Origin of the sequence: Desulfovibrio sp. UIB00 (assembly GCF_022508225.1) — a bacterium.
GTDB lineage: Bacteria > Desulfobacterota > Desulfovibrionia > Desulfovibrionales > Desulfovibrionaceae > Desulfovibrio.
Genome location: NZ_JAETXJ010000002.1, coordinates 461563 through 485700 on the forward strand (window position 1 = coordinate 461563; position 24138 = coordinate 485700).

18 protein-coding genes are annotated in these 24138 nt (G+C 58.4%); 9 read left to right on the forward strand and 9 right to left on the reverse strand.

Annotated features, from left to right (window positions below):
- Window positions 1-32: 32 nt before the first annotated feature.
- The 4 genes from JMF94_RS04985 (at window position 33) to JMF94_RS05000 (ending at window position 9463) form a co-directional block, all read left to right on the forward strand.
- Entirely contained in the window at window positions 33-3185 is a 3153-nt protein-coding gene (locus tag JMF94_RS04985) for an MdtB/MuxB family multidrug efflux RND transporter permease subunit (RefSeq protein ID WP_240824072.1), read from the forward strand.
- A complete protein-coding gene (locus JMF94_RS04990) occupies window positions 3182-6535 on the forward strand; it encodes an efflux RND transporter permease subunit (RefSeq protein ID WP_240824074.1) in 3354 nt (1117 codons plus the stop codon). Before JMF94_RS04985 ends, JMF94_RS04990 begins: the two co-directional genes overlap by 4 nt.
- A gap of 85 nt (window positions 6536-6620) precedes the next feature.
- Window positions 6621-8207: a diguanylate cyclase gene (locus tag JMF94_RS04995; protein ID WP_240824076.1), complete on the forward strand. Its 1587-nt coding sequence runs from the start codon at window positions 6621-6623 to the stop codon at window positions 8205-8207.
- Window positions 8208-8287: 80 nt separating this feature from the next.
- Window positions 8288-9463, forward strand: coding sequence for an aminotransferase class I/II-fold pyridoxal phosphate-dependent enzyme (locus JMF94_RS05000; protein WP_240824077.1), 1176 nt, complete (start codon window positions 8288-8290; stop codon window positions 9461-9463).
- 75 nt (window positions 9464-9538) lie between these two features.
- Here the strand turns inward: JMF94_RS05000 and JMF94_RS05005 are convergent, their stop codons facing one another.
- The 4 genes from JMF94_RS05005 to JMF94_RS05020 all read right to left on the reverse strand — a co-directional run bounded on the left by JMF94_RS05005 (window position 9539) and on the right by JMF94_RS05020 (window position 12752).
- Window positions 9539-9826 (reverse strand): HMA2 domain-containing protein, encoded by a 288-nt coding sequence (locus tag JMF94_RS05005; protein ID WP_240824078.1) that lies wholly within the window; start codon window positions 9824-9826, stop codon window positions 9539-9541.
- Complete coding sequence (locus JMF94_RS05010) at window positions 9804-11939, reverse strand: heavy metal translocating P-type ATPase (protein WP_240824080.1); 2136 nt, start codon at window positions 11937-11939, stop codon at window positions 9804-9806. Before JMF94_RS05010 ends, JMF94_RS05005 begins: the two co-directional genes overlap by 23 nt.
- Before the next feature lie 151 nt (window positions 11940-12090).
- Window positions 12091-12345 (reverse strand): hypothetical protein, encoded by a 255-nt coding sequence (locus tag JMF94_RS05015; RefSeq protein WP_240824082.1) that lies wholly within the window; start codon window positions 12343-12345, stop codon window positions 12091-12093.
- Between the two features lie 158 nt (window positions 12346-12503).
- The gene (locus JMF94_RS05020; protein WP_240824083.1) at window positions 12504-12752 is read right to left on the reverse strand and encodes a FeoA family protein; all 249 of its coding nucleotides are present in this window, start codon (window positions 12750-12752) and stop codon (window positions 12504-12506) included.
- Between the two features lie 201 nt (window positions 12753-12953).
- On the opposite strand from JMF94_RS05020, the gene JMF94_RS05025 reads away from it, so the two are divergent.
- Together JMF94_RS05025 and JMF94_RS05030 are read left to right on the forward strand one after the other, a co-directional pair.
- Window positions 12954-13487 (forward strand): hypothetical protein, encoded by a 534-nt coding sequence (locus tag JMF94_RS05025; protein WP_240824085.1) that lies wholly within the window; start codon window positions 12954-12956, stop codon window positions 13485-13487.
- Window positions 13487-13894: a hypothetical protein gene (locus JMF94_RS05030; protein WP_240824086.1), complete on the forward strand. Its 408-nt coding sequence runs from the start codon at window positions 13487-13489 to the stop codon at window positions 13892-13894. Before JMF94_RS05025 ends, JMF94_RS05030 begins: the two co-directional genes overlap by 1 nt.
- A gap of 318 nt (window positions 13895-14212) precedes the next feature.
- Here JMF94_RS05030 and acs read toward each other — a convergent pair whose 3' ends face one another.
- The 4 genes from acs to JMF94_RS05050 all read right to left on the reverse strand — a co-directional run bounded on the left by acs (window position 14213) and on the right by JMF94_RS05050 (window position 18367).
- Window positions 14213-16258 carry an acetate--CoA ligase gene (acs, locus tag JMF94_RS05035; protein ID WP_240824087.1) on the reverse strand — a complete coding sequence of 682 codons (2046 nt, stop codon included), beginning with the start codon at window positions 16256-16258 and terminating at the stop codon, window positions 14213-14215.
- A gap of 548 nt (window positions 16259-16806) precedes the next feature.
- The gene (locus JMF94_RS05040) at window positions 16807-17505 is read right to left on the reverse strand and encodes a Maf family protein (protein ID WP_346770008.1); all 699 of its coding nucleotides are present in this window, start codon (window positions 17503-17505) and stop codon (window positions 16807-16809) included.
- A gap of 80 nt (window positions 17506-17585) precedes the next feature.
- On the reverse strand, window positions 17586-18146 hold the full coding sequence (yfcE, locus tag JMF94_RS05045; RefSeq protein WP_240824090.1) for a phosphodiesterase: 561 nt from the start codon (window positions 18144-18146) through the stop codon (window positions 17586-17588).
- Complete coding sequence (locus JMF94_RS05050) at window positions 18146-18367, reverse strand: Trm112 family protein (protein WP_022658140.1); 222 nt, start codon at window positions 18365-18367, stop codon at window positions 18146-18148. The genes yfcE and JMF94_RS05050 overlap by 1 nt, the downstream gene beginning before the upstream one ends.
- Window positions 18368-18480: 113 nt before the next feature.
- Here JMF94_RS05050 and JMF94_RS05055 point away from each other — a divergent pair, with 113 nt between their 5' ends.
- The 3 genes from JMF94_RS05055 (at window position 18481) to JMF94_RS05065 (ending at window position 21316) form a co-directional block, all read left to right on the forward strand.
- On the forward strand, window positions 18481-19341 hold the full coding sequence (locus tag JMF94_RS05055; RefSeq protein ID WP_240824091.1) for a PHP domain-containing protein: 861 nt from the start codon (window positions 18481-18483) through the stop codon (window positions 19339-19341).
- Window positions 19342-19441: 100 nt separating this feature from the next.
- Entirely contained in the window at window positions 19442-20851 is a 1410-nt protein-coding gene (locus JMF94_RS05060; RefSeq protein WP_240824093.1) for a GNAT family N-acetyltransferase, read from the forward strand.
- 141 nt (window positions 20852-20992) lie between these two features.
- Window positions 20993-21316 (forward strand): multidrug efflux SMR transporter, encoded by a 324-nt coding sequence (locus JMF94_RS05065; protein WP_240824095.1) that lies wholly within the window; start codon window positions 20993-20995, stop codon window positions 21314-21316.
- Window positions 21317-21455: 139 nt separating this feature from the next.
- On the opposite strand, the gene secA is transcribed toward JMF94_RS05065, so the two are convergent.
- Window positions 21456-24035, reverse strand: a complete 2580-nt coding sequence (gene secA / locus JMF94_RS05070; protein WP_240824096.1) for a preprotein translocase subunit SecA — start codon at window positions 24033-24035, stop codon at window positions 21456-21458.
- Window positions 24036-24138: the final 103 nt, after the last annotated feature.

Below are 24138 nucleotides of genomic sequence, written 5' to 3' on the forward strand. Positions count from 1 at the left end.
CACCCCTTCCCGCAAGGGGGAGTATCCTCCATATGAACCTATCGCGCATATTTATTTTACGGCCCATCGCCACCTCGCTGCTCATGGTGGCCCTGTTTCTTTCAGGGCTGCTGGGTTACCGCTATTTGCCCGTGGCGGCCCTGCCGCAGATAGACTACCCGACCATTCAGGTGCAGACGCTCTATCCCGGCGCGTCCCCCGATGTTATGGCCTCTGTCATAACGGCTCCCCTTGAGCGCCAGTTTGGCCTCATGCCCGGCCTTGTGCAGATGAGTTCCCTTTCCTCCGCCGGGGCCTCGGTGGTGACTCTGCAATTCGACCTCACGCTGGCCCTGGATGTGGCCGAGCAGGAAGTGCAGGCGGCCATCAACGCTGCAAACAATTTGCTGCCCAGCGACCTGCCTTCGCCGCCCATTTACAACAAGGTCAACCCGGCAGACCCCCCGGTTATCACCCTTGCCGTCACCAGCGACGCCATGCCTCTTACCCGGTTGGAAGACCTGGTCGACACACGCATGGCCCAGAAAATTTCCCAGTTGCCCGGCGTGGGCCTTGTGACGCTTTCGGGCGGGCAGCGCCCCGCAGTGCGGGTGCAGGTGAACCCCAAGGCGCTGGCCAATGCGGGCCTTACCCTGGCGGATGTGCGCACGGCCATTTCCAAGGCCAATGTCAACAACGCCAAGGGCAGCTTTGACGGCCCAGAACGGGCCAGCACCATTGACGCCAACGATCAGCTCGCTTCTGCCGATGCCTATGCCGAAGCCATAATCGGCTACAAGGACGGCGGCCCTTTGCGCCTGCGCGATGTGGCAGAAGTGGTGGAGGGTGCCGAGAACGCCCGCCTCGCGGCCTATGTGGCAGGGGAGGGCATGAGCTTTCGGCCTGCCATCGTGCTCTCGGTGCAGCGCCAGCCAGGAGCCAACGTCATAGACGTTGCGGACAGGGTTTTGCGGCTTCTGCCCGTGCTCAAACAGACCTTGCCCGGCAATGTGGACGTGCGGGTGGTTACAGACCGCACAACCACCATCCGCGCCACGGTGCACGATGTGCAGCTTGAGCTGCTGCTGGCTGTGGCGCTGGTGATCTGGGTCATCTGGCTGTTTTTGCGCAATGCCAGAGCCACCATTATTCCCGCTCTGGCCGTGCCGCTTTCTCTGGTGGGCACCCTTGGCGTCATGCATCTTGCCGGGTACTCGCTGAACAATCTCACGCTCATGGCTCTGGTTATCGCCACCGGCTTTGTGGTAGACGATGCCATTGTGGTGATCGAAAATATCTCGCGCTATCTGGAGCAGGGGCAAAAACCCGTGCAAGCCGCCCTGACCGGGGCAGGGCAGATAGGCTTTACCATTATTTCGCTGACCATTTCCTTGGTGGCGGTGCTTATTCCCCTGCTGTTCATGGGGGATGTGGTGGGGCGGCTGTTCCGCGAATTTGCGGTAACGCTGGCCGTGACCATTCTTATTTCTGCGGTTATTTCGCTCACGCTCACGCCCATGCTCTGCGCCATCATGCTGCGGCCCGAGCAGCATGATGGAGCCCATGCACAGCAGGGAGACGGCAGTTTTTTTACTCGTCTGCTGGCCTGGTATGAAGAAAAACTCGACTGGGTACTGCAACACCAGAGCCTGACTCTGGCGGTGGCGGTGGGAACCCTGGTGCTCACGGTTCTGCTGTACATTGGCGTACCCAAGGGTTTTTTCCCCGTACAGGATACGGGCGTCATCCAGGGGATGGCCGAAGCGCCGCAGGATACGTCCTTTGAGGCCATGGCCGGGCGGCAACGCCAGCTGGCCGACCTCATACTGCAAGATCCTGCGGTTGAGAGCGTGGTGTTTTTTGTGGGCGTGGACGGCGTCAACCAGAGCATGGGGACTTCGCGTCTTTCGGTGGAACTTAAGCCCCTGGAAGACCGCGATGCCCGCGCGCCTGCCATTGCGCGCCGCATTATGGAAAAATCCACCGCTCTGCCGGGCATGACCCTGTATTTGCAGCCCGTGCAGGACCTGACCATAGAAGACCGCATTTCGCGCACCCAGTACCAGTTTTCGATAGAAGCGCTGGACAGGGATCAGCTGGATCAGTGGCTGCCGCGTATTGTGAACGCCCTTTCCCAGCGTCCAGAGCTAGAAATGGTCACCAGCGACTATCAGAATCCGGGCCGCATGGCATGGCTGAACATTAACCGGGACGCCGCCGGCCGCCTTGGTATAAGCATGTCGACCATTGACAACGCCCTGTACGATGCCCTTGGGCAGCGGCTTATTTCAACCATTTTTACGCAAACCAACCAGTACAAGGTGGTGCTTGAAACTGCCCCCCGTTTCCGTATGGGGCCGCAGTCCATTGAAAACATCTATGTTTCGGGCGGCGATGGCAAACCCGTACCGCTCACAAGCCTGGCAACGCTTGAGGAACGCCCCGTGCGGCTTTCCATTGCGCGTCAGGGGCAGTTCCCGGTGGCGACCATTTCTTTCAACGTGGCGCGTGGCTCTTCGCTGGGTGCGGCGGTCAAGGCCGTGGAAGAAACCGAAAAAGAATTGAAACTGCCCACGGCCCTGCGCACCCAGTTGCAGGGCGCGGCCAAGGCCTTCACCACGTCTACAAACAATCAGGTCTGGCTTATTCTGGCAGCCATCATCACCATGTATATTGTGCTGGGCGTGCTGTACGAAAGTTACGTCCACCCCGTCACCATTCTTTCCACCCTGCCGTCTGCTGGCGTGGGGGCTTTGCTGGCCCTGATACTGGCAGATATGGATCTTGGCGTGGTGGGCATTATCGGCATCATTCTGCTTATCGGCATTGTCAAGAAAAACGCCATCATGATGATCGACTTTGCCCTGGATGCGGAACGCAACGAAGGCAAGGAGCCGCTGGCCGCCATTCGGCAAGCCTGCCTGCTGCGTCTGCGGCCCATCCTCATGACCACAATGGCGGCCCTGCTGGGCGCATTGCCCCTTATGGTCGGCTGGGGCATGGGCGCGGAACTGCGGCGTCCTCTGGGCGTGACCATGGTGGGCGGGCTTATTTTCAGCCAGGCGCTCACCCTGTTCACAACGCCTGTCATCTATCTGTGGTTTGACCGCGTGAGCCGTCGCTTCAAGGGCCATGTGGCAGACAGCGGAGCCGGACAGGACGGAGCCGCAGCCCGGAGCGATCCCCCGCAAGAGGCACGGCCATGAGTACAGAGCGGCAAGACGCGGAAAATCCGCATCTGCAAGGCCGTTCTGCTGAACAGGCCGACAATGCCGTCACTCCGCCTGGGTCGGAGGCATCTGTCCGCCCTAGCCGTGCGAGCAGGCTCAAAGCCCTGCTGGAGCAGGGCCGCAGGCACCGTTTTGGCCCGGAGGCTCTGCCAGCCAACCTTTCCGCGCCCTTCATCCGGCGTCCTGTAGCTACGGCCTTATTGACCTTTGCCATTGCCCTTGCGGGCATAGTGGCTTTTGGTCTGTTGCCTGTGGCTCCCCTGCCGCAGGTGGATTTTCCTGTTGTTGTGGTGCGTGCAAAGCTGCCCGGCGCAGGGCCGGAAACCATGGCCGCCACCGTTGCCACACCGTTGGAACGTTCACTTGGCCGTATTGCTGGCGTGTCGGAAATGACATCCACCAGCTCGCTCTCCAGTACCGAGGTGGTGCTGCAATTCGATCTTGACCGCAATATTGACGGCGCGGCCAGAGACGTGCAGTCGTCCATCAACGCCGCCCGTTCAAATCTTCCCACCATGCCCTCCAACCCCACCTATCGCAAGGTGAACCCGGCGGGCGCGCCCATCATGATTCTGGCCATTACCTCTGATGTGCTGACCCGTACCCAGTTGTACGATGCGGCCTCAACTGTGCTTGCTCAAAAGATTTCGCAACTGCCGGGCGTGGGCGAAGTTATTGTGGGCGGCGGCGCGCTGCCCGCAGTGCGCGTGGACGTTATCCCCGATGCCCTCAACAGGGCAGGCCTGACCATGAGCGACGTGCGCACGGCTCTTGCGGCGGCCAATGCCTTTATGCCCAAGGGGCAGGTGGACAATGGCGGACAGTACTGGCTGATTGGCGCAAGCGACCAGCTGCGCAAGGCGGAGGACTACAAACCGCTTATTGTTGCCCGCAAGGCAGACAAAATCATACGCCTCTCGGATGTGGCAGAGATCAAGGACGGCCCGGAAGACGTGCGCGCCATGGCTGTTTCCGACGGCAAACCGGCGGTGCTGCTTATTGTGTTTCGTGCGCCGGGGGCAAACATTATTGAGACCGTAGATCAGGTAAAGGAAATGCTGCCGCAGTTGCGTTCGTGGCTGCCCGAAAGCGCCGACCTTGGTCAGAGGCTCGACCGCTCGCTGACCATCCGTGCCTCGCTGCGCGAGGTGGAAAAAAGTCTGGCGCTTTCTATGGCACTGGTGGTGCTGGTAACCTTTTTGTTTTTGCGCAACGGCAGAGCCACGGCCATTCCTGCGGTGGCGGCTCCCGTATCTTTGCTGGCGACTTTTGGCGTCATGTACTTGTGCGGGTATAGTCTGGATAATCTTTCGCTCATGGCCCTGACTGTTTCTACCGGTTTTGTGGTGGACGACGCCATTGTTGTGCTCGAAAATATCGTGCGACGGCTGGAAATGGGTGAAACACCCATGCGTGCCGCCCTGCGCGGTGCGCGCGAGGTGGGCTTTACCGTTGTGTCCATTTCCATTTCTCTGGTGGCGGTATTTACGCCCATCCTGTTCATGGGCGGGCTTGTGGGGCGTCTGTTCCGCGAATTTTCTGTGGTGCTCACCACTGCCGTGCTGGTTTCCATGGTGGTTTCGCTGACCACCACTCCCATGATGAGCGCCATGCTCTTGCGACCCATGGCACATGAGGATGCCGCCGCAGCGCAGGCCGCCCGCCTGGGCGCTGGTGGGCTTGCGGGCCTGTGGTGGCGTCTGCTGGCCCGTGTGGGCGATTTCTGGGGGCGGCTGCTTTCCGGCATGCAGCGCGGTTATGCCAACACCCTGCCCGTGGTGCTGCGGCACCCGCGCCTGACCATCTGCTCTTTGCTGGTGGTGATCGCCGCCAACGTGTGGATGTATGTTGTTGTGCCAAAAGGCTTTTTCCCGCAGCAAGATACGGGCGTCATCATGGGCGGCATACGTACAGACCAGAGTTCTTCGTTTCAGGCTTCGCAGGCAAAGCTGCGCAAGCTTGTAGATGTCATCAAGGCAGACCCGGCGGTGCAGCATGTATCGGGCAACATCAACAGCGGACGCGGGGGCGGCGGCGGGGTATTTATCGCCCTGAAACCTCTTTCGGAACGCAAGCTCGACGCCATGGCTGTAATCGGGCGACTGCGCGGCAAGCTTGTTGCCGAGCCGGGCATGCAGATTTTTTTGCAACCCGCGCAGGACATCATGATGGGCGGGCGTGGTGCGCGCTCGCAGTATCAGTACACCTTGCAGGCAGACAACCTGGAGGACCTGCGCACGTGGGGCCGCAAGCTGCAAAGGGCTGTGGCCGCCAACCCCCTGTTCAAGGATGTGGACAGCGATATCGAAGAACGCGGGCTTGAAACTCTGGTCAAGGTGGATCGCGATGCCCTGGCCCGTTACGGCCTGAGCATGAAGGATGTGGACGCCGCCCTTGGCAATGCCTTTGGGCAAAGTCAGGCATCGACCATCTATCAGGATAAAAACCAGTATCATGTAGTGCTGGAATACGGGCCGGACTGGCTGACCGGGGCGGATGCTCTTGGCAAGGTGCGCCTGCCGGGCGCCAACGGCCTTGTGCCGTTGCTCAGCGTCGCCACGGTGGTTCCCGCTTTTGCGCCCCTTTCTGTGGCGCATCAGGGGCAGTTTGCCGCAGTGACCATCTCTTTCAACCTTGCGTCCGGCGTGTCGCTTTCGCAGGCGCAGGAGGCCCTGGCTGCCATCAAGGCGGAACTTGCCATGCCGTCCTCTATGGTGAGCGGATTTCAGGGTACGGCAAAAATGTTCAGCGATACCGCTGGCAATCAGGTTGTGCTGGTGCTGGCGGCACTCGCCGCGCTGTATATTGTGCTGGGTATGCTTTATGAAAGTCTCATTCATCCGCTGACCATTCTTTCAACTTTGCCTTCGGCGGGCGGCGGGGCCTTGTTGGCCTTGATGGCCTGCGGCATGGAGTTCAGCGTCATTGCGCTTATCGGCGTGTTGCTGCTCTGCGGCATTGTCAAAAAGAACGCCATCATGATGATCGACTTCGCCCTGGAGGCTTCACGCACGCGCAATCTGCCGCCGGATAAAGCGATTTTTGAGGCCTGCATGCTGCGCTTTCGGCCTATCATGATGACCACGGCTGCGGCTATTCTTGGCGCTGTGCCTCTGGCGCTGGGACACGGCGATGGGGCGGAAATCCGCCAACCCCTGGGCGTCACCATCGTGGGCGGCCTGCTGGTCAGCCAGTTGCTGACGCTCTACACGACCCCGGTGGTCTATCTGTGCCTTGACCGCCTGAGCCGTCGCTTCAACCTTTGGCGCAAAACACGGCGTCGCTCAGTTGCACGGCAAAATAAACAACTCATAGTCAAATCCTAAGTTTTTTGAGCAGCCCCATTGCCCTTTGCCTGCATTTGAGAAAGGATATGGTCATTCCCCCACCTGTGATCCAGCGAGGAATGTCATGTACCACTACACGCTGCACATCCTGCTGCTCATTTCGGATCCTTTGCTGGAGGCTTCGTTGCGCGCTGCCGCGCCGCGCCCCGGTTTTGTCCATATAATTACTGCCAACCATGATCCGGAGTCTGACGCTCAGGCCCAATGCCCCGGGGCCTATATTGTGTTGCTGGACGCTCCCCGGCTTGAGCATCTGCCCGCCATGCGCCGCGCTGCCAAGTCGGACGCCCTTTTCATCTTTGCGGGCGAGGCCCAGCCTGGGGCAGAATATCTGCCGCTGCTTGATGATGTATGGCTTGGCCCTGCAAACAGCACTTTGTGGGACTTTCGCGTGGCGCGCCTGCTGGATGCCGTGCGACAGCACCGGGATAAAGACCTCGCAACTCTGTACCTGAACACCGTCATCGACCTGACCACAGACCTTGTGTGGTTCAAGGATGCCAAGGGCACACATGTAAAGGTGAACGAATCCTTTTGCCGTCTTGTGGGCAAAAGCCGCGAGGTTGTTGAAGGGCGCGGGCATTACTTCATATGGGATCTTGAGCCGGAGGAATACGCGCAGGGTGAATTTGTCTGTCTTGAGACGGATCAGATCGTCATGAACTCGCGCGAGGTGGGGATTTTTGACGAGGTGGTCAAGGCACCGCAGGGCATGCGTCAGTTCAAAACGCGCAAGGCTCCCCTGTTCAATGCCGATGGGAGTGTTATGGGAACTGTGGGCATTGCCCGCGATGTGACCGACATTGCCAACATGACTGCGGAGCTTGATCTTGTTTTGCAAAGCATCCCATATGCTGTCATGCTTCTGGATGCGGACAGGCGAATTGTCAATTTTAACGAACGGTTCAGAAAGCTCTTTGGCATTACGGATACGGATTACATCATCGGTGAGAAACGCGAAGTTTTTCGCAAACGGGCCATTGAGCGTCTGGGCTTTGCCCGAAAGGGAAAGCACGTCAAAATGCGGTCAGCCGTGGATGGACATGAGCGCATTATTGACATGTACGAAGAGGATATCCTCGACATCTTCAATAATGTGATCGGTATGATCTGTATCTACCGGGATGTCACCCGGCAGCGGCAGGTTGAAAAGCGGCTGAAAGAGCGGGCCAATACGGATGAACTGACGGGTCTTTTCAACCGTCATTATTTTTTCAGGCAAATACCTGTAAGCTTGCCTCTTGGCGCGGGGCTTGCCTATGTGGATCTGGACAACTTCAAGTATGTCAACGACAGATATGGCCACGACACGGGCGACAAAGCCCTGGTGCTGACAGCCCAGTTGTTGCGCAAGCACTTGCGGGGCGCGGTGATCGCCCGCCTGGGCGGGGATGAGTTTGCCGCCTACTTCCCCGAAGGGTGTACGGAAGAAGATTTGTGCACCTGTGCCAGCGATCTGCTGGCCGCCATGATTGAAGCGTATGACGCGCACAAGGCGTATCAGGGGCTTTCGGCCAGCATTGGCGTTGCGCTGGTCGAGGATCAGGGGCTTTCGCGCGAAGATCTGGTGCGGCGGGGTGATCTGGCCATGTATACGGCAAAGCGCCTTGGCAAAAGACGTTACTGTTTTTACACAACCAGCCTTGAGTAGCGGGCGGGGCTTTCCCTGAGGAAGCACCGCCGACACAGGGCAGACACGGGCCGGGTACGGGCCGGATTCGGGTGCAGACCATGCGTATTCCAGCATTTGAGCTTGAAGTGTTTTTTGGCAAATACGAATTTTCCACGCCGTATCTTCTGGCGCAGTCAGACTGCGAATCCATGAGTATTGACGCCCTGCTGGGGTTGGAGCCGGATGCGGCCTCAGCCCGGCAGGATTTTTTGAACACCAGCCTTGGCTATGGCGAAAACAACGGCAGGCCCGATCTTCGCCGCGCGGTGGCAGAGCTGTACGCAAGTATGGCCGAAGAAAATGTGGTGCTGTTTACGGGCGCGCAGGAAGGCATTTTTGCCTGCATGAACACCCTGCTTGAGCCAGGCGACCATGTGGTGTGCATGTTCCCCGCCTATCAGTCCTTGTATGAGGTGGCCCGAAGCATGGGCTGCCATGTGGACTTCTGGCATCTGCGGCAGACGGAGCAGGGCTGGCAGGGAGATATGGACGAACTGGCCGCTCTGTTGCGGCCCGACACCAAGGCCATTGTGCTCAATACGCCGAACAATCCCACGGGCTTTACCCTTAATCGGGAACAGACCGATAGGTTGTGCGCGCTGGCTCGTCAGCGTGGTGCCTGGATTTTCTGCGATGAAGTCTATCGGGGATTGGGCTGGAACGCGCCAAGCGTAGGTGCAGAGGGCGCTCCCGGGTCGCAGCAGGCAGCCGACAACGCACCCTGGATTGCAGACGCGTACGAAAAGGGTATCTCGCTCGGCGTGCTCAGCAAGGCCTACGGCTTGCCGGGCTTGCGCGTGGGCTGGCTGGCCTGCCGGGACACCGCACTGATGGAAGGCGTAGCGCGCTACAAAAACTATCTGAGCATTTGCGGGGCAACCCCCTCGGAAGCGCTGGCCCTTGTGGCTCTGCGGCACGGGGAACATCTGCTGGCAAAAAATCGGGCTATTATCAGCGAAAACCTTAAGACGGCAGACGCTTTTTTTGCCCGCCATGCCCACATGTTTACCTACAACCGTCCTGAGGCTGGCCCCATTGGCTTTCCTCGCATACGGCTCAGCGAGCCTGTGGCGGGTTTTTGCGAAAGGCTGGCCCAGGAAGCCGGGGTTTTGCTGCTGCCGGGTTCAGTATACGGCATCAAGGAACCGTATTTCCGCATAGGCTATGGCCGCAAAAGTTTTGCGGCTCACCTTGCCCGGTTTGAGGAATGGCTGGTGAAAAAGGGACTTGCGTAAAAATGGCTTAAAGTGTTTGGGCTTGCCCACCATGTGCAACAGACCCCGCCTGGCTAAGCCTTGCGGGGTCTGTTTTCAGAATTGCGGAAAAGCGCTGTCTTTGCCTGCGTTGACGGCGTCAAGATACCTAGCCCAGGCTTCGCCAATGGCAAAAAGTTTTTCGCGGGGGATTGCCGCGCTGTCATACGTAATCAGTATGGAGCCGCTGACGCTGTTGCCCTCCACAGCATGTACACCGTTGATGGCCTCCATTTTCTCGCGGGCCAGCCGCAGTACGCTTTCATGCCGCAGGGCGGGATGGCGTATGCGCACCCTGCCGTCTACAAAACTGCGCACATACCTAAGCAGATGGATGGCGTTCATAATGGAACTCCTCGCCGGGCAGACTTTTCGGCAGGTGGGGGCGCATGGCGTTAAGGGCAACGCCCAGTGTGGTCAGGTTATGCAGCAGGGCGGAAATGCCCGGCCCCAGCACCATGAACAGGCCTCCCATCAGGAACAGGCTGTTGAGGGTCATCGTGGCCACAAAATTTCCGTGGATGCGGCGCAGGGTATGATTACCCAACAGGCGGGCGCTGACCAGCCCCTCAAGGCTGGGATGGGTCAGCAGCACGTTGGCGACTTCGCGGGCCAGATCCGTGCCGTCGCTCATGGCAACACCCACATGCGCCGCTGACAGGGCAGGGGCATCGTTGATGCCATCGCCCACCATGAGCACCTTGCAGCCTTCTGCCGCCAGTTCCTGCACAATGCGGGCTTTGTCCGTGGGCAGCACCTGAGCGCGAAATTCCGTAATGCCCACCTGTGCAGCCACGGCTCTTGCCGTGCGCTCGTCGTCGCCGGTCAGCATGAGCACCCGGCGCATGCCAAGGCCGCGCATGGCTTCAACCACTTGTGCCGCCTCGGGCCGCAGGGGGTCTTCAATGGACACCAGCCCGGCTGCCTGTCCGTCCTCGCTCATGAAAAGCAGGGAACGGCCAAGCTCGGTCTGCTGGCCGATGGCTTCCGCAAGGGGCGAAAGGTCAACGCCTTCATCGTGCTCAATGTAGTGGCGGCTGCCCACCCGCATTTTTTTACCGTGCAAGGTGGAGGCAACGCCGTGCGCCACCACATATTCCACGTGGGCGTGTTCCTCTGCGTGTTGCAGGCCTTCTTCCTCAGCCTTGCGCACAACGGCGCGGGCCACAGGGTGGGGAAAATGTTCTTCAAGGCAGGCCATGATGCGCAGCACTTCATCCCGCTCAAAGCCTGGGGCGGGGATAACTTCCACAACCTTGGGGCTGGCCTGGGTGAGGGTGCCAGTTTTGTCAAAGACCAGCGTATCAGCTTCGCTCAGGGCCTCAAGATAGCGACCGCCCTTGATGGCAATGCCGTGGCGCGCGCCTTCGCGCATGGAGGCCAGCACCGCCAGCGGCGTGGCAAGCTTGAGGGCGCACGAGTAGTCCACCAGCAGTACGGAAGAAGCCCGGCGAAAATCGCGGGTGATCAGCCACACAAGCCCGGCAAGGCCAAAGGTGAATGGTACGGCCAGATCAGCCAGACGTTCAAACTTGCCCTGCACACCCGCCTTGAGTGATTCTGACTCTTCAATAAATTTTACGACCTGACGTAGGCGTGTTCCATCGCCCACATGGCGGGCGCGGATCACAAGCCGTCCTTCTTCAAGGGCAGTGCCAGCGTAAACAGAAGCACCCTCAGTGCGGCGCACGCCAAGGGGTTCGCCGGTCATGGACGACTGATTCACAAGGCCGCAGCCTTCGGCTACCTCGCCGTCAACAGGGATGGAGCCGCCCGCATGCACAACAACCAGATCCCCTTCTCGCACCTGCGCCAAGGGGACGGAAACTTCTGTGCCGTCCACCAGCAGCCAGACGTTTTCCACATTCAGGGCGAGGCTTTCTGTCAGCGAAGCCATGGAGCGGCGTCTTGTCCAGTCTTCAAGGGTCTCGCCCAGTCCCAGCAGCAGGGTAAGCATGCTGACAGTGCGGAAGTCGCCCATGATGAGCGATGCGCCAATGGCGGCAGCGTCCAGAACGTCAACGCTCAGGGTGCCGCGCAAAAGCGCTCCCAGACCTTTGAACAAAAAGGGCAACGCGCCGATGACGCTGTTGAAAACGCGCAGGGCCAGCGGCAAAAAGGGGCGCACAAAAACATAGCGAATCAGGGGCATTAGCCCCTGACCGGGCGAAAGCGCGTTTTCGTAGTGCTGCCCCTGAATATCAAACTGAGCGCCTGCATCAGCCGCGCCCACCAGCAGGGTGAGAGCCGTGACGCGCGTTTCTTCGTTGTCATAAAAAATCAGCAGGCTGCCAATCAGGGCATTGGCGCGCACATCGGTGATGCCCTCCAGCGAGCCCAGCGCGCCAGCCAGCGCCTCGATACGGCCTTCTCCGAGGCTGCTCGATGCGCGCACGCGCATTCTGCCGGATTCAGGCGTTGTGATGCCACGCAATTCATGAACAATAAAAAAACGCATGCGCGCTCCTTGAAGCGAGGCGGCCTGGGCCGCACTGTCCTGAACGATCCTCTGCATATACGGGAGGATGGAGGTTTTGTGTGCCGCCCGAATGTTCGGGCGGCACTGGCAGCTTCAGCGCCGAAAAAAGGCGCTGCAAACAACTGCGGGATTAGGCCTCGGAAGCGTCCTTGGACGTCTTGCGCTTTTCAGCGGCAAGGCGGGCCTCGGCGGTGAGGTCTTCCACATCTTCCTTGATGGCTTCAACCTTGCTCAGCAGGGCGTCTTTCACGTCCATGCCACGGCTCAAAAGGTCAGTGGCCAGGGGCTTGAAATCCAGCTTGCCCTTGCTCACGGCCACCGCGCCGAGCACGCCCAGGGCAACGCCGCCCAAAAACCACAATCCGCACTTCATGCCTTCGTTCATTTTCCTTCTCCTTGCTCGTGTGTGTCCAGATTCGGTCAGCGATTCCAGCATGCGGCAGATGGCCGAATCAAGATAATAGCTCAGCCTCCGTCCGGTCGCTCTATTGCGGCCGGACGGTAAAGCTGGCAAATTTTCAGGGTAGGATACTTAGATAAAAGCTAGCTGGACACGCCGGAAAGGTCAACTTTGATAAAGTCAGCCTCGCTGTTGCGCAAGGAGATGGTTACGCCTGAAAGGCGCAAGGCAACAGGATCCTTGAGAGGCGCGCGGCCTACAATGGATACCGTGGTGCCGGGGATAAGACCCATGTCGCGGATGCGTCGGTTCATTTCGCCAAGGGCTTCAACGGCTGCAATCTTTCCCTGCTGTCCTACTTGCATCTGACGCAGATTGACAATCTGGCTCATGCGTGCACTCTCTATGTTTGATGCTGGTGGCAAATTTGTTCAATGGTTTTTTGACCATTTTGGATAAACAGGGCGGGGGTGACCCCTGCTGTAATCCGCAAAACAACCTTGCCTTCATTACGGTTCTGTGTCAAGAGAAAAGAAAGTCGTTTTCAAATTTGATGACAGATCAGGGTTTTAGTCCTGCAACAAGGAGAGGCCATGTTTCCTCAATATGTAGCGCATAGTATGGAAGGGCGGGCGCGTCTGCGCCACCCGGCTCTGGGCGAAATTGCCGTGCGGAGTGCCGTGCAGGCCGTGCTTGGTAAAGAGCAGGATGTGCTTGAAGTCCGGCCCGGTGCTGCCTCCATGCTTCTGCTTCTGAAGCCCGGCGTGGACCTTGCCAGCCTGTGCCAGCGACTAGAACAGAGCGTTCCGGTTTTGGCCCGCCCTCTGGCTGAGGTCGCAGCAGAGCTGCGCGCCACGGCACGTGCCCAGCGGTGCGAGCGGTGGCGCAGTAAGGGCAGCGACAAAAGTGCTTCTGCAGCCATGGGGTTTTCTTTGGGCAACAGGGGCGACAAGAGAAATATTCTGGGCATTTCGCAGCGCAAGCTGGAGGTTCGGGCCATGCTGGGCGTGGCAGGGGTGTGTCTTGCTTCCGGCCTGTCCGGACCCAAGCCGCTGCATCTGCTGGCGGGCCTTGCCTGGGCCTTGATGGCCAGCCGCCATGTGTGGGTTCGGCGCAAGGCTGTTTAATGAAAGTATCCGTTGACAGTATGCGCGCCGCCTGCGCGCGTTGCGCAGCATTTGCAGGCAAGTGGCTGCTGACGATATTTGTGGCTGTTGCAGCCTTTGCCCTTGCGGCACAGGCCCTGGCTCTGGTGCTGGCGGCTCTTGCCTTTTTGGTGATTGCCTTGTGCCTTGCCTCCATGTGTATGCCAGAGGAAAGCCGGGCTGTGTGGGTATGGATGCGTGATACGCTGGGGCGCTGGAGCGCTGTGGCTGGAACGGATAAGACGGATGGGGCGCAATCGCCCGCTGAACCTGTGCCCGCTGAACCAATGCAGGGTGAACCGTTGCAGAGTGAATCGGCGCAGGCGGCAGATACTGCCCCGCATGACCTGCAGAAAGGCGACTCCCGGCGGGAACAACCTGCAAAGTAACCAGAACCTCTCAGGGGAATCTGTAAATTCGCAGTCAACCTCGGGCCATGGGGCAATGGTCTGGACTGGTCGGCGATTGGTGCCAGCCAGCCTGACGCAGAACGCCCTCTTTTTGCTGCCCCGCGTTCAGAGCACGCCACAATAATCAGTGTGATCCTGCGGTCAGGCTCATTTTACCAATCTGGCTTTACTGTATCCCAGACAGCAGCACACCCCCGCGATGGCACAATCTGCGGGGGTGTGCTGTTTTGCCGGGACGTTGAGGGTGCGCCCCGGTTAGAGTGCAAAGCCGCTCCGGGCAGCCCTGCACCTGAAGTATCAGACCTGCGCGGTTTCGGCGGCGCCCTCGGGGGCGCTTTCCGTTTCGTGCCTGCCTGCAACGAGGTTGCGGTGTCCTTCAATTATTTTGTTGATGACTTCCGGTTCTGCCAGCGAAGTGGTGTCGCCGATGTCTTCATAGCTGTCGCCAGCAATCTTGCGCAGCATGCGGCGGATGATCTTGCCCGAGGTGGTTTTGGGCATGGCGTCCACAAACTGGATGAATTCCGGGCTGGCAAGCGCGCCGATGTCGCGGCGTACGGCATCGCGCAGTTTTACGCGCAGTTGCGCGCTCCACGGCACTTCATCCCGCGTGACCACATAGGCGTAGATGCCTTCGCCCTTGAGGGCGTGGGGCATGGGCACCACTGCGGCTTCGCCCACTTCCGGGCAGGCAGCCAGCACGGCTTCGATTTCCGCCGTGGAAAGCCGGTGGCCCGACACGTTGATGGAGTCGTCCACGCGACCCAGAATCCAGAAGTAGCCGTCCTGATCAACTTCTGCCGCATCACCTGACGAATAGCAGCCGAAGCGTGAGAAGTAGGACTGGTACTTTTCCTCATCATTGTACACGCCCTGCATCATGCCGGGCCAGGGGCGGCGGATGACCAGATGGCCAGCCTTGCTGCCCGCTTCGGCTTCGTCCCCGTCACGCGAGGCCGTGCCGATAACCGCAGCGTCAATACCGGGCAGGGGCTTGGAGGCCGAACCAGGCTTGAGCTTGGTGGCATAGGGCATGGGAGCGATCATGGCGCCGCCGGTTTCGGTCTGCCACCATGTGTCCACGATGGGCAGCTCGCCGCCGCCGATGTTCTTGTGGTACCACTGCCATGCCTCGGGGTTGATGGGCTCGCCCACGCTGCCGAGAATCCGCAGGCTGCGCAGGTCGTAGCGCTCTGTCCATGCCTCGTTCATGCGCATGAGCGAGCGGATGACCGTGGGCGCGGTATAGAAGATGTTGACCCGGAAGTTCTCTACAATGCGCCAGTAGCGGTCAGGGTAGGGCCATGTGGGCACCCCTTCAAACATGAGCGTTGTGGCCCCAAGCGAAAGCGGCCCGTACACGCCATAGGTGTGGCCTGTGATCCAGCCTGCATCCGCCGTGCACCAGTACACATCGTCGTCGCGCATGTCGAAGCACCACTGCGTGGAGTGCGCCGCGTATGTGAGGTAGCCGCCCGTGGAATGCATGACGCCCGTGGGCTTGCCCGTGCTGCCGCTTGTGTGCAGCAGAAAGAGCGTGTCGTTGGCGTCCATGGGTTCGCAGGGAAAGTCCGGGTTAAGGGTAAAGTCATCGATCAGGTCATGCCACCACACATCGCGGTTGCGCTGCATGTTCACGCCGTCAATGCCGGCATGCTTGACCACAACCACGTGCGCCACCGACGGGCACTTTTCAAGGATGGGGTCAAGATTGGCCTTGAGAGGCTTGAACTTGCCGCCGCGCACCGCCGCGTCCGCCGTGATGACAACGCGGGCTTTGCAACCCTGAATGCGGCTGCGAACGCCGCCCTCCGCATAGCCGGAAAAGATGGCCGTGTGGATGGCGCCAATGCGGGCGCAGGCGAGCATGGCGATAAAAAGTTCCGGAATCATGGGCATGTACAAGGCCACATGATCGCCCTTGCGGATGCGCAGCGAACTCAATGCATGCGCAACGCGGCACACTTCAGTATAAAGCATCTGATAGGTGTAGCAGCGAACGTCGGTTTCTTTTTCGCCCTGCCAGATAAGCGCGGCCTTGTTGCGCCGCCCAGAGATGAGGTGCCTGTCGATACAGTTAAAGGAGGCATTAAGTTTGCCGCCTGTAAACCACTTGTATTTATGGTTTACCTCATCTGCTTCCAGCACTTTGTCCCAGCGTTTGAACCAATGGATCAACTGCGATGCTCGCGCACCCCAAAAGTCGTTGGGGTCTTCCAGTGCGCGGCTGCAGAGAGCGTCATATTCTTCTGGCCCACATACCCATGCAGAAGTTTTGCCGTGCTCAGGTGGAAGATAGCTGCGGTTCTCATTTAACAGCGTTGTGATCCTTTCCTGGGACATGATTAAATCCTCCCTCCTGTGTGTTGCATAGAATTTCTAGAGGTGAAATAATTCCATGGTACAGCACTAAAAATATTTTAGAGAGGCGTCAAGAGCCCGGAATTGATTGATCTTTCAGTCATGCCTGTGCATAATTTCACAAAATGGCATAAATGGCAACCTAGGATACCAATCTATGCGGATTGGAACGTCATACCAATTGAAGAAATAATTCACAATTGATGGCAAACTTTTTTTTATTTTTTTCAGCGTAATTTCAGAAAGGGTAAAAAAGCGCTCCGTCATTCTAAACAGCCAGGCTGGCGCAAACAGAAAACATCACCAGACTTTTGCCGTAATCCGCTAGGCAGTGGAAAAGAGGGATATGAACAAGGGCAGAGGCACCGCAGAAAACCTTTCGGCAGCGCGGGGCGGATTCAGCGACAACATGGGCGCATGTTTCCCTGAACTTGTTTGGGATAAAGGAACTCGTTGTGGGGCAGCTCTGGTAGAGAAGACAGCCATGACACAGCCCATGGGCGCTGTGTCATGGTGAAAGGGATTATCTGTCAGGCGCAGGGCAGCATGAGGCCCCTGTCCAGCATGACCTGGGCAAGCTGGGTGACGGGCAGGCCCACTACCGTGCTCCAGGAGCCGTCAACGCGCTCAACCAGCACGGCTCCTTGCCCCTGAATGGCATATGCGCCCGCTTTGTCGTGCGGCTCTCCGGTGTCCAGGTAGGCTTGCAGTACAGGCTGAGGCCAGTGGTGGAGGAAAACACGGCTGGTGTCGCTGAATGACAGCATGAGAAACGAATCAACACCGCATTCGTCCACAGTGGGGCCAGTATTGGTGCTGGCAGACCCTGCGGCTTGTGCAGGGCTAAAGGCTGCATCGGCAGGCAGCAGCAGGCACACAGCGCTGATAACTTCATGCCCGCGACCATTGAGTCGCTCCAGCATGCGCATGGCATGGGCCGGATTTTCCGGCTTGCCAAGAATATCGCCATCCACAGCCACGACGGTATCTGCGGCCAGAATCACGGGTTGCAATCCGCTGGCAGCGCCTTGCTGGCGGAGGGCATGGCCTGATGCCAAAGCTTTGGCAGTAGCAGCGCGCCGAGTATACGTCTCCGGGGATTCGCCTTGTTCCGGGCGCGGTTCGTCAGCACTGGTGAGGGCCAGACGGAAGGGGATTCCCCATTCGGTTAAAAACTGCCGCCTGCGTGGCGAGGCAGAGGCCAGGAGCAGTTCAAGGCCTGAGGCCATGCGGAACAGCGGGCGCAAAAATGAGGACGAATCGGCGGCAGCCGGGCACGGGGCAATATTGTAAGACATGGTAAGCCTGATTAGCGCGGTGCGGGGGCGTGGCGCAATATTTCGCCGCCCTGCATGTCCAGCACGCAAAAGACGCCGTTTTCTATAAGGCCGTAGGTGCGGGGCGAGCCGCTCTTGGGCAGGGAAAGTGAGCCGGGGTTCCAGAAGTGCAGGCCGTCAATGGTTTCGCCGCGCGGCACATGGGTATGCCCCCGCAAGAGAACCGTTCCGGGCTTGATGCCGGGGCAGGGCGGGCGTTCGGGCAGGTGGTGCCCGTGGCTGGCAAAAATGCTCAGGCCGTCTGCTTCAATCCAGGAGGACTCTGTGACTGCAAAGGGCAAAAGGCACAGATCAACCTCGGCATCGCAGTTGCCGCGCACTGCCACCACCGGGCAGGGCAGGGCCGAAAGATCCGGCATGGTTTGCAGCACCGAGCGGGTGTCATAGCCCTGCGGCAAAGGGTTGCGCGGGCCGTGGTAAACCAGATCGCCCAGCAGCACCAGTGCGTCAGGGGTAAGTTCTCGCGCTTTTTCCAGCAAAAAAAGCAGACTTTCAACAGACCCGTGCAGGTCGGAGGCAACAAGCAGACGCATCAGGCGCATTCCTTGGCAGCAGGGTGTTCCCTGTTCCAGTCTTCAAGAGGAATAGCTTCTTCCACAAGCATGATGGGAATATTGTCGCGCACAGGATAAACCACGCCGCAGGCCTTGCAGGCAAAGGCGGCGACTGAACCGTTGTCTTCCAGCGCCACAAGGTTGCCCAGGCATTTGGGGCAAGCCAGAATTTGCAGTAACTCGCGGGTTTCCATAGGCATAAAGAATCCTTCTGTTAATCGTGAGGGGGTATTCTATCTCCAAGCGTCTTCCAGTTCAAGGCTTGCCCCATATTGTCATTTTGCGGTATAATAATTATCCCATGAAAGATAGTATGAAATTTATTGATCTGCACACGCATACCACCGCTTCTGACGGTACTGATACTCCGGCCCAGCTTGTGGGCAATGCCCATGCCGCAGGCCTTGCAGCAGTGGCAATTACTGACCACGATACCCTGTCTGGCCTTGACGAGGGGCAGCAGACCGGGCGCGAGCTTGGTATTGAGGTTGTGCGCGGCTGCGAAATTTCGACAGGCACGGAACTGGGTGAACTGCACATTCTTGGCCTGTGGCTACCGGAAAATCCCCAGCCTTTGCTGGAAAAACTGCGCTGGCTGCGCGAAATGCGGGCAGAGCGCAATGTGGGCATAGTAAAAAAGTTGCAGGATCTCGGCTACGACATCAGCATGGAAGAAGTGCTGGCGGCGGCCAAGGGAGAGAGCGTGGGGCGACCGCATATCGCGGCGGTGATGCTGCGCAAGGGCTTTGCCAAGGATCCCCGGCAGGTTTTTAAAGAATTTCTGGGCAGCCGGGGCAAGGCGTATCTGCCCAAAACCGTGCTGGAACCTGATGAAAGCGTCCGGTTGCTGGCCTCCATGGGGGCGACGGTATGCCTGGCGCATCCGCTGCTCTGGAAGGCCCCCGCAGGGTGGCTGGACGCTATGGTGGCCCGCCTCAAGGAATACGGACTCAGCGCCATCGAGGCCTATCACAGCGAACACTCCGATGCCGATGTACGCACCTGCCTGGCCCTGGCCAAGCGTTTTGATCTTGGCGTTTCCGGCGGATCGGACTATCACGGATCAAACAAGCCCACGATCCGGCTGGGTCAGGGCTACGGGGGCTTGCGCGTCAGCGCGGCTGTGCTTGAAAGTTTGAAAGAACGCCGGGACGCTGCCGGCCTCCATATCTGACCGCCCCCCATCGCCCGCTTGCGGCGGCCAAGTCAAACCGCTTGCGCAATCGGGTCACCCGATGTACAGCGGTTTTCCACACTTATCTGGAAGGCATTGCATGCGTATTCTTCATAAACAGCAACATCTTCCCCCTCTTGAGGGGCCAAGGCTTGAGCCGCATCCTTTTCGTGGCGCAGGGGTGCCCCCTGACGAACACGATGGCGCGCCACTTGTTCCTGTTGCCCGACCCGAGCGCGGGTCAGCCGCGCAGGGCACCGCCGCCCCCCACAGAGAAGCCCCTTCGGGCAAGGACGTAGGTACAGAAGCCTTTGAACTGCGCCAGCTTGGCGAAGAGGATTTTGAGGAGTTTGAGGCCCTGCTGCGCTACGCCTTTCAGGTCAGCACATCTGAGATGGCCCGCATCGGCTGGTCTGACATGGAGATGAAGCAGTCCAAGATGCCCATATTTGAGGCCTCGCACGTCATGGGCTGGTTCTACAAGGGGCACCTTGCCTCGCAGATCGTCATCTACCCGATGGAAGTGAACATCCAGGGCGAAATCTGCAAAATGGGCGGCATCACCGGGGTGGCAACGTATCCCGAATACACGGGGCGGGGGCTGATCCATTCGCTCATCGGCAAAAGCCTAGAATACATGCGCTCGCAGCAGCAGATCGTTTCCTACCTCTGCCCCTATTCCATCCCCCTGTACCGCAAGCACGGCTGGGAAATTGTTTCGGACAAGATGACCTTTGCCATCAAGGACACCCAGTTACCCAAGCGCCACCCCGTGGACGGGCAGATCGAGCGCGTGGACATCGAGTGCGAAGACCTGCACCGCGTTTACAAGTATTTTGCGCTTCAGGAACACGGCGCGCTCATTCGCGGCAAGCTGGAGTGGGAGGAATACTGGCGCTGGGATTCGGACGACGTCATGGCGGCGGTGTACTACAGCGCCGACGGCAAGCCTCTGGGCTATGTTATCTACTACATTGAAAATGAAGTTTTTAGCATCAAGGAAATGGTCTACCTGAACCAGGAGGCCAAGTACGGCATCTGGAACTACATCAGCGCCCATTTTTCCATGATTACCAAGGTGGAAGGAGCCAATTACACAGGCGAGCCCATTGCCTTCCAGTTTGAAGACAGTGAAATTGACGAGAGCATTCAGCCTTACGCCATGGCCCGCATTGTGGATGTGCAGCGCTTTATTGAGCTGTACTCCTTCCAGTTTGAAGACCCCAAGCTGACCCTTGAACTGGAAGTGAGTGATGTCATGGCCCCGTGGAACAACGGCATCTTCCATGTAAGTTGGCGTGACGGCCGCACTTTTTGCGAAAAGGTAAATACCTGGAGCACGGGCCATCGCCTTTCGCTGGATATCAAAACGCTCACAACGATGCTGATGGGCTACAAGCGCCCCACCTATCTGTACAATAATGACCGCATCGACATGGACTATCATCTGCTGAAAACGCTGGAGACGCTGATCCCGCCGGACAAGCCGTATTTTTCGGATTATTTTTGATTTTCGGGAGCAGGGTTTTCTGGTTGACACATCTGTGGGCAGATGGCAGTTGTACGCCGTTCCGTGGATGCATTGTTCTGTTCTTTTGGGTTTCCGCAGGTCATGCCTTTTTATCCGAGCCCACGCAAAGGAGTATTGGATATGGCATGGTTTGCATTGAGTTTGGCTGTAGTGACAGAGATTTTGTGGGCGCTCAGCCTCAAGTGGGCTTCTTCGCTGGGTAACTGGCAGGCTGCAGCAGTGCCCATTGTGCTGAGCTTTGTGAATATGGGCCTGCTGGCACTGGCCATGCGCGGGCTCCCGGCTGGCATGACCTATGCCCTCTGGACAGGTGCCGGCACTGTGGGCGTTGTCTTGGGCGGAGCGCTTTTTTTCGGCGACAAGATTTCGCTGCCCCAGCTGTTTTTCATCGCCCTTATTATCATTGGCAGCGTAGGGACGAAGTTTTTTTCACCCCAGGCATAGGACATTTTGCCTGCCGCGCCGCTTGATGGGCGCGCGAACATAATTGCTGCGTACGCACAGAGCATGGAACATGAAAAAGGCGGGGTTGTCCCCCGCCTTTTGTGTTTCTCAGTATCGCTTGGTGGTGCAATATAAGCAGTTACTTATCCTGCCCGCAGCACTTTTTGTACTTTTTGCCGCTGCCGCAGGGGCAAAGGTCATTGCGCCCAATACGCGGCGCGGCCTTGGCGGGCTTTTTGGGGTCTTCCGAAATACTGCCGCCGCTGGAGTAGGAAAGCTGTGAGTTGCTTTCCTTATGGCGGTATTCCCGCGAAACAGGGGAATGCTGGGGTTCATCAACCGGTGTTTCCACTTCCTGCTGTTCCGGCTCGGCGGGGATAGGCTCAATCTGTACACGGATGCGCGTAAGGGCGCGGAACACGCTCTCACGAATCTGGAACAGCATGGCCTGGAACATTTCAAAGCCTTCGCGCTTGTATTCAAGCTTGGGATCGCGCTGACCGTAGCCGCGTAGGCCTATGCCATCGCGCAGGGCGTCCATGTTGCGCAAATGTTCTTTCCAGCAGCGGTCAAGCTCTTCCAGCAGGAAGTAACGAAGAATGTCGGCATAAGTGGGGCCGGTTTCCGCCTTGAGCTTGTCAAGAATGCCCTGTGCCATCACTTCGGTTTCTTCACGCTCGGGAAGGCGCGCGCCTTCTTCAAGCACCCTGTCGAGGTTGAAGACATCGCGCAGACGCGCCAGAGCTGCGGCGCGGGCTTCGTCCTGCCCGTCCACAGGCAGGGATGCCAGCGGGCTGTACACATCATCCAGCACATCGCTCATGAATTCCTGCAAAACAGGCTCAAGGTCTCCTTCAACCATGAGTTCGCGGCGCAGGGTGTAGATAACTTCTCGTTGCTGGTTCATGACGTTGTCATAATCGAGCAGTGTTTTGCGTATTTCAAAGTGGTGGGCTTCCACACGCTTTTGAGCGCCTTCCACCGCGCGGGTAACCATGGCGTTTTCAATGGCTTCGCCATCGCGCAGGCCCAGCTTTTCCATGAGGCCCTTGATGCGGTCAGAGCCAAAGAGGCGCATGAGGTCGTCTTCCAGCGAGAGGTAGAAGCGCGAAGAGCCGGGGTCGCCCTGACGGCCCGAGCGGCCACGCAACTGGTTGTCGATGCGGCGGCTTTCGTGCCGTTCGGTGCCGAGAATGTGCAGACCGCCCAGATCCACAACACCCTCGCCCAGCATGATGTCCGTGCCACGGCCTGCCATGTTGGTGGCAATGGTGACGCGGCCTTTCTGGCCTGCCAGCGCCACGATTTCGGCTTCTTTTTCATGCTGCTTGGCATTGAGCACGCTGTGCGGAATGCCGAGCTTGCTCAGCCTCTGGGAAAGCATTTCGGACGTTTCAATGGAAATTGTGCCCACAAGCACGGGCTGCTCTTTTTTGTGCAGTTCGGCAATGGCTTCAACGATGGCGTCAAACTTTTCCTGCCGCGAACGGTAGATAAGGTCAGGATAATCCTTGCGAACCATGGGCCTGTTGGGCGGGATGGAGATAACTTCGAGGCTGTATATCTGATGGAATTCCACAGCTTCTGTATCCGCAGTACCCGTCATGCCCGAAAGTTTGTCGTACAGGCGGAAGTAGTTCTGGAAGGTGATGGAGGCAAGCGTCTGGTTTTCAGCTGCGATGGTGACGTGTTCCTTGGCTTCCAGCGCCTGATGCAGGCCATCTGAATAGCGGCGGCCAGCCATAAGGCGGCCTGTAAATTCGTCAACAATAATTACCTGATCTTCCTGAACAATATAATCCACATCGCGTTTGAAAATCTGATGTGCCTTGAGCGACTGCATCACGTGGTGCTGGGCCGTGATGTTGGCGGGGTCAAAAAGGTTGTCCAGCTTGAGCAGTTCTTCGCACCGGGCTACGCCTTCATCGGTGAGCATGGCGGTACGGGCTTTTTCGTCCACGGTGTAGTGTTCGGCGGTAAGCTGGCGGACAATGTCGTCCACCGTGCGGTACATGCCCACCGATTCATCAGAAGCGCCGGAAATGATGAGCGGCGTTCTGGCTTCGTCAATGAGGATGGAGTCCACTTCGTCCACAATGGCAAAATTGTGCCCGCGTTGCACCAGCTGGTTGGCGTAGAACTTCATGTTGTCGCGCAGGTAGTCAAAGCCGAATTCATTGTTGGTGCCGTAGGTGATGTCCTTGGCGTACTCGGCCTTGCGCTCTTCGTCATCAAGGCCATGCACGATAACGCCTGTACTCAGGCCGAGGAATTCATACAGCTGGCCCATCCAGGCCGAGTCGCGTTTGGCGAGGTAGTCGTTGACCGTAACCACATGTACGCCCTTGCCAGACAGGGCATTGAGCACAACAGGCAGGGTGGCCACAAGGGTTTTGCCTTCACCGGTCTTCATTTCAGCAATCTTGCCCTTGTGCAGCACCATGCCGCCGATGAGCTGCACGTCATAGTGGCGCATGCCCAGTCTGCGGCTTGAGGCCTCGCGCACCAGAGCAAAAACTTCGGGCAGCAGAGCGTCCAGAGTCCTGGTGCCATCCTGCACTTCCTGCCGGTATTGCGCTATGCGTACAGGAAAATCTGCATCGGCCAGTTGCTGCATTTCAGGCTCGAACGCATTGATGCGCTGCACCATGGGGTGGAGCTTGCGCAAGTAGCGGTCATTGGTGCTGCCGAAGATTTTTTTAAAAAGAAAACCAAACATGAAGTCTCCTTACTAGAGCATTTTCACTTTGAAATGCTCGCTTGCCGCCTAAGTATCTCTACTGTCGCGTCCGTAACGGAAAAGCAGCCGTGGTGCGGAATTT

Coding starts and splice junctions, on each gene's coding strand:
- JMF94_RS04985 (WP_240824072.1), top strand. CDS start 33: ATGAACCTATCGCGCATATTTATTTTACGGCCCATCGCCACCTCGCTG.
- JMF94_RS04990 (WP_240824074.1), top strand. CDS start 3,182: ATGAGTACAGAGCGGCAAGACGCGGAAAATCCGCATCTGCAAGGCCGT.
- JMF94_RS04995 (WP_240824076.1), top strand. CDS start 6,621: ATGTACCACTACACGCTGCACATCCTGCTGCTCATTTCGGATCCTTTG.
- JMF94_RS05000 (WP_240824077.1), top strand. CDS start 8,288: ATGCGTATTCCAGCATTTGAGCTTGAAGTGTTTTTTGGCAAATACGAA.
- JMF94_RS05005 (WP_240824078.1), bottom strand. CDS start 9,826: ATGAACGCCATCCATCTGCTTAGGTATGTGCGCAGTTTTGTAGACGGC.
- JMF94_RS05010 (WP_240824080.1), bottom strand. CDS start 11,939: ATGCGTTTTTTTATTGTTCATGAATTGCGTGGCATCACAACGCCTGAA.
- JMF94_RS05015 (WP_240824082.1), bottom strand. CDS start 12,345: ATGAACGAAGGCATGAAGTGCGGATTGTGGTTTTTGGGCGGCGTTGCC.
- JMF94_RS05020 (WP_240824083.1), bottom strand. CDS start 12,752: ATGAGCCAGATTGTCAATCTGCGTCAGATGCAAGTAGGACAGCAGGGA.
- JMF94_RS05025 (WP_240824085.1), top strand. CDS start 12,954: ATGTTTCCTCAATATGTAGCGCATAGTATGGAAGGGCGGGCGCGTCTG.
- JMF94_RS05030 (WP_240824086.1), top strand. CDS start 13,487: ATGAAAGTATCCGTTGACAGTATGCGCGCCGCCTGCGCGCGTTGCGCA.
- acs (WP_240824087.1), bottom strand. CDS start 16,258: ATGTCCCAGGAAAGGATCACAACGCTGTTAAATGAGAACCGCAGCTAT.
- JMF94_RS05040 (WP_346770008.1), bottom strand. CDS start 17,505: ATGGCCTCAGGCCTTGAACTGCTCCTGGCCTCTGCCTCGCCACGCAGG.
- yfcE (WP_240824090.1), bottom strand. CDS start 18,146: ATGCGTCTGCTTGTTGCCTCCGACCTGCACGGGTCTGTTGAAAGTCTG.
- JMF94_RS05050 (WP_022658140.1), bottom strand. CDS start 18,367: ATGCCTATGGAAACCCGCGAGTTACTGCAAATTCTGGCTTGCCCCAAA.
- JMF94_RS05055 (WP_240824091.1), top strand. CDS start 18,481: ATGAAATTTATTGATCTGCACACGCATACCACCGCTTCTGACGGTACT.
- JMF94_RS05060 (WP_240824093.1), top strand. CDS start 19,442: ATGCGTATTCTTCATAAACAGCAACATCTTCCCCCTCTTGAGGGGCCA.
- JMF94_RS05065 (WP_240824095.1), top strand. CDS start 20,993: ATGGCATGGTTTGCATTGAGTTTGGCTGTAGTGACAGAGATTTTGTGG.
- secA (WP_240824096.1), bottom strand. CDS start 24,035: ATGTTTGGTTTTCTTTTTAAAAAAATCTTCGGCAGCACCAATGACCGC.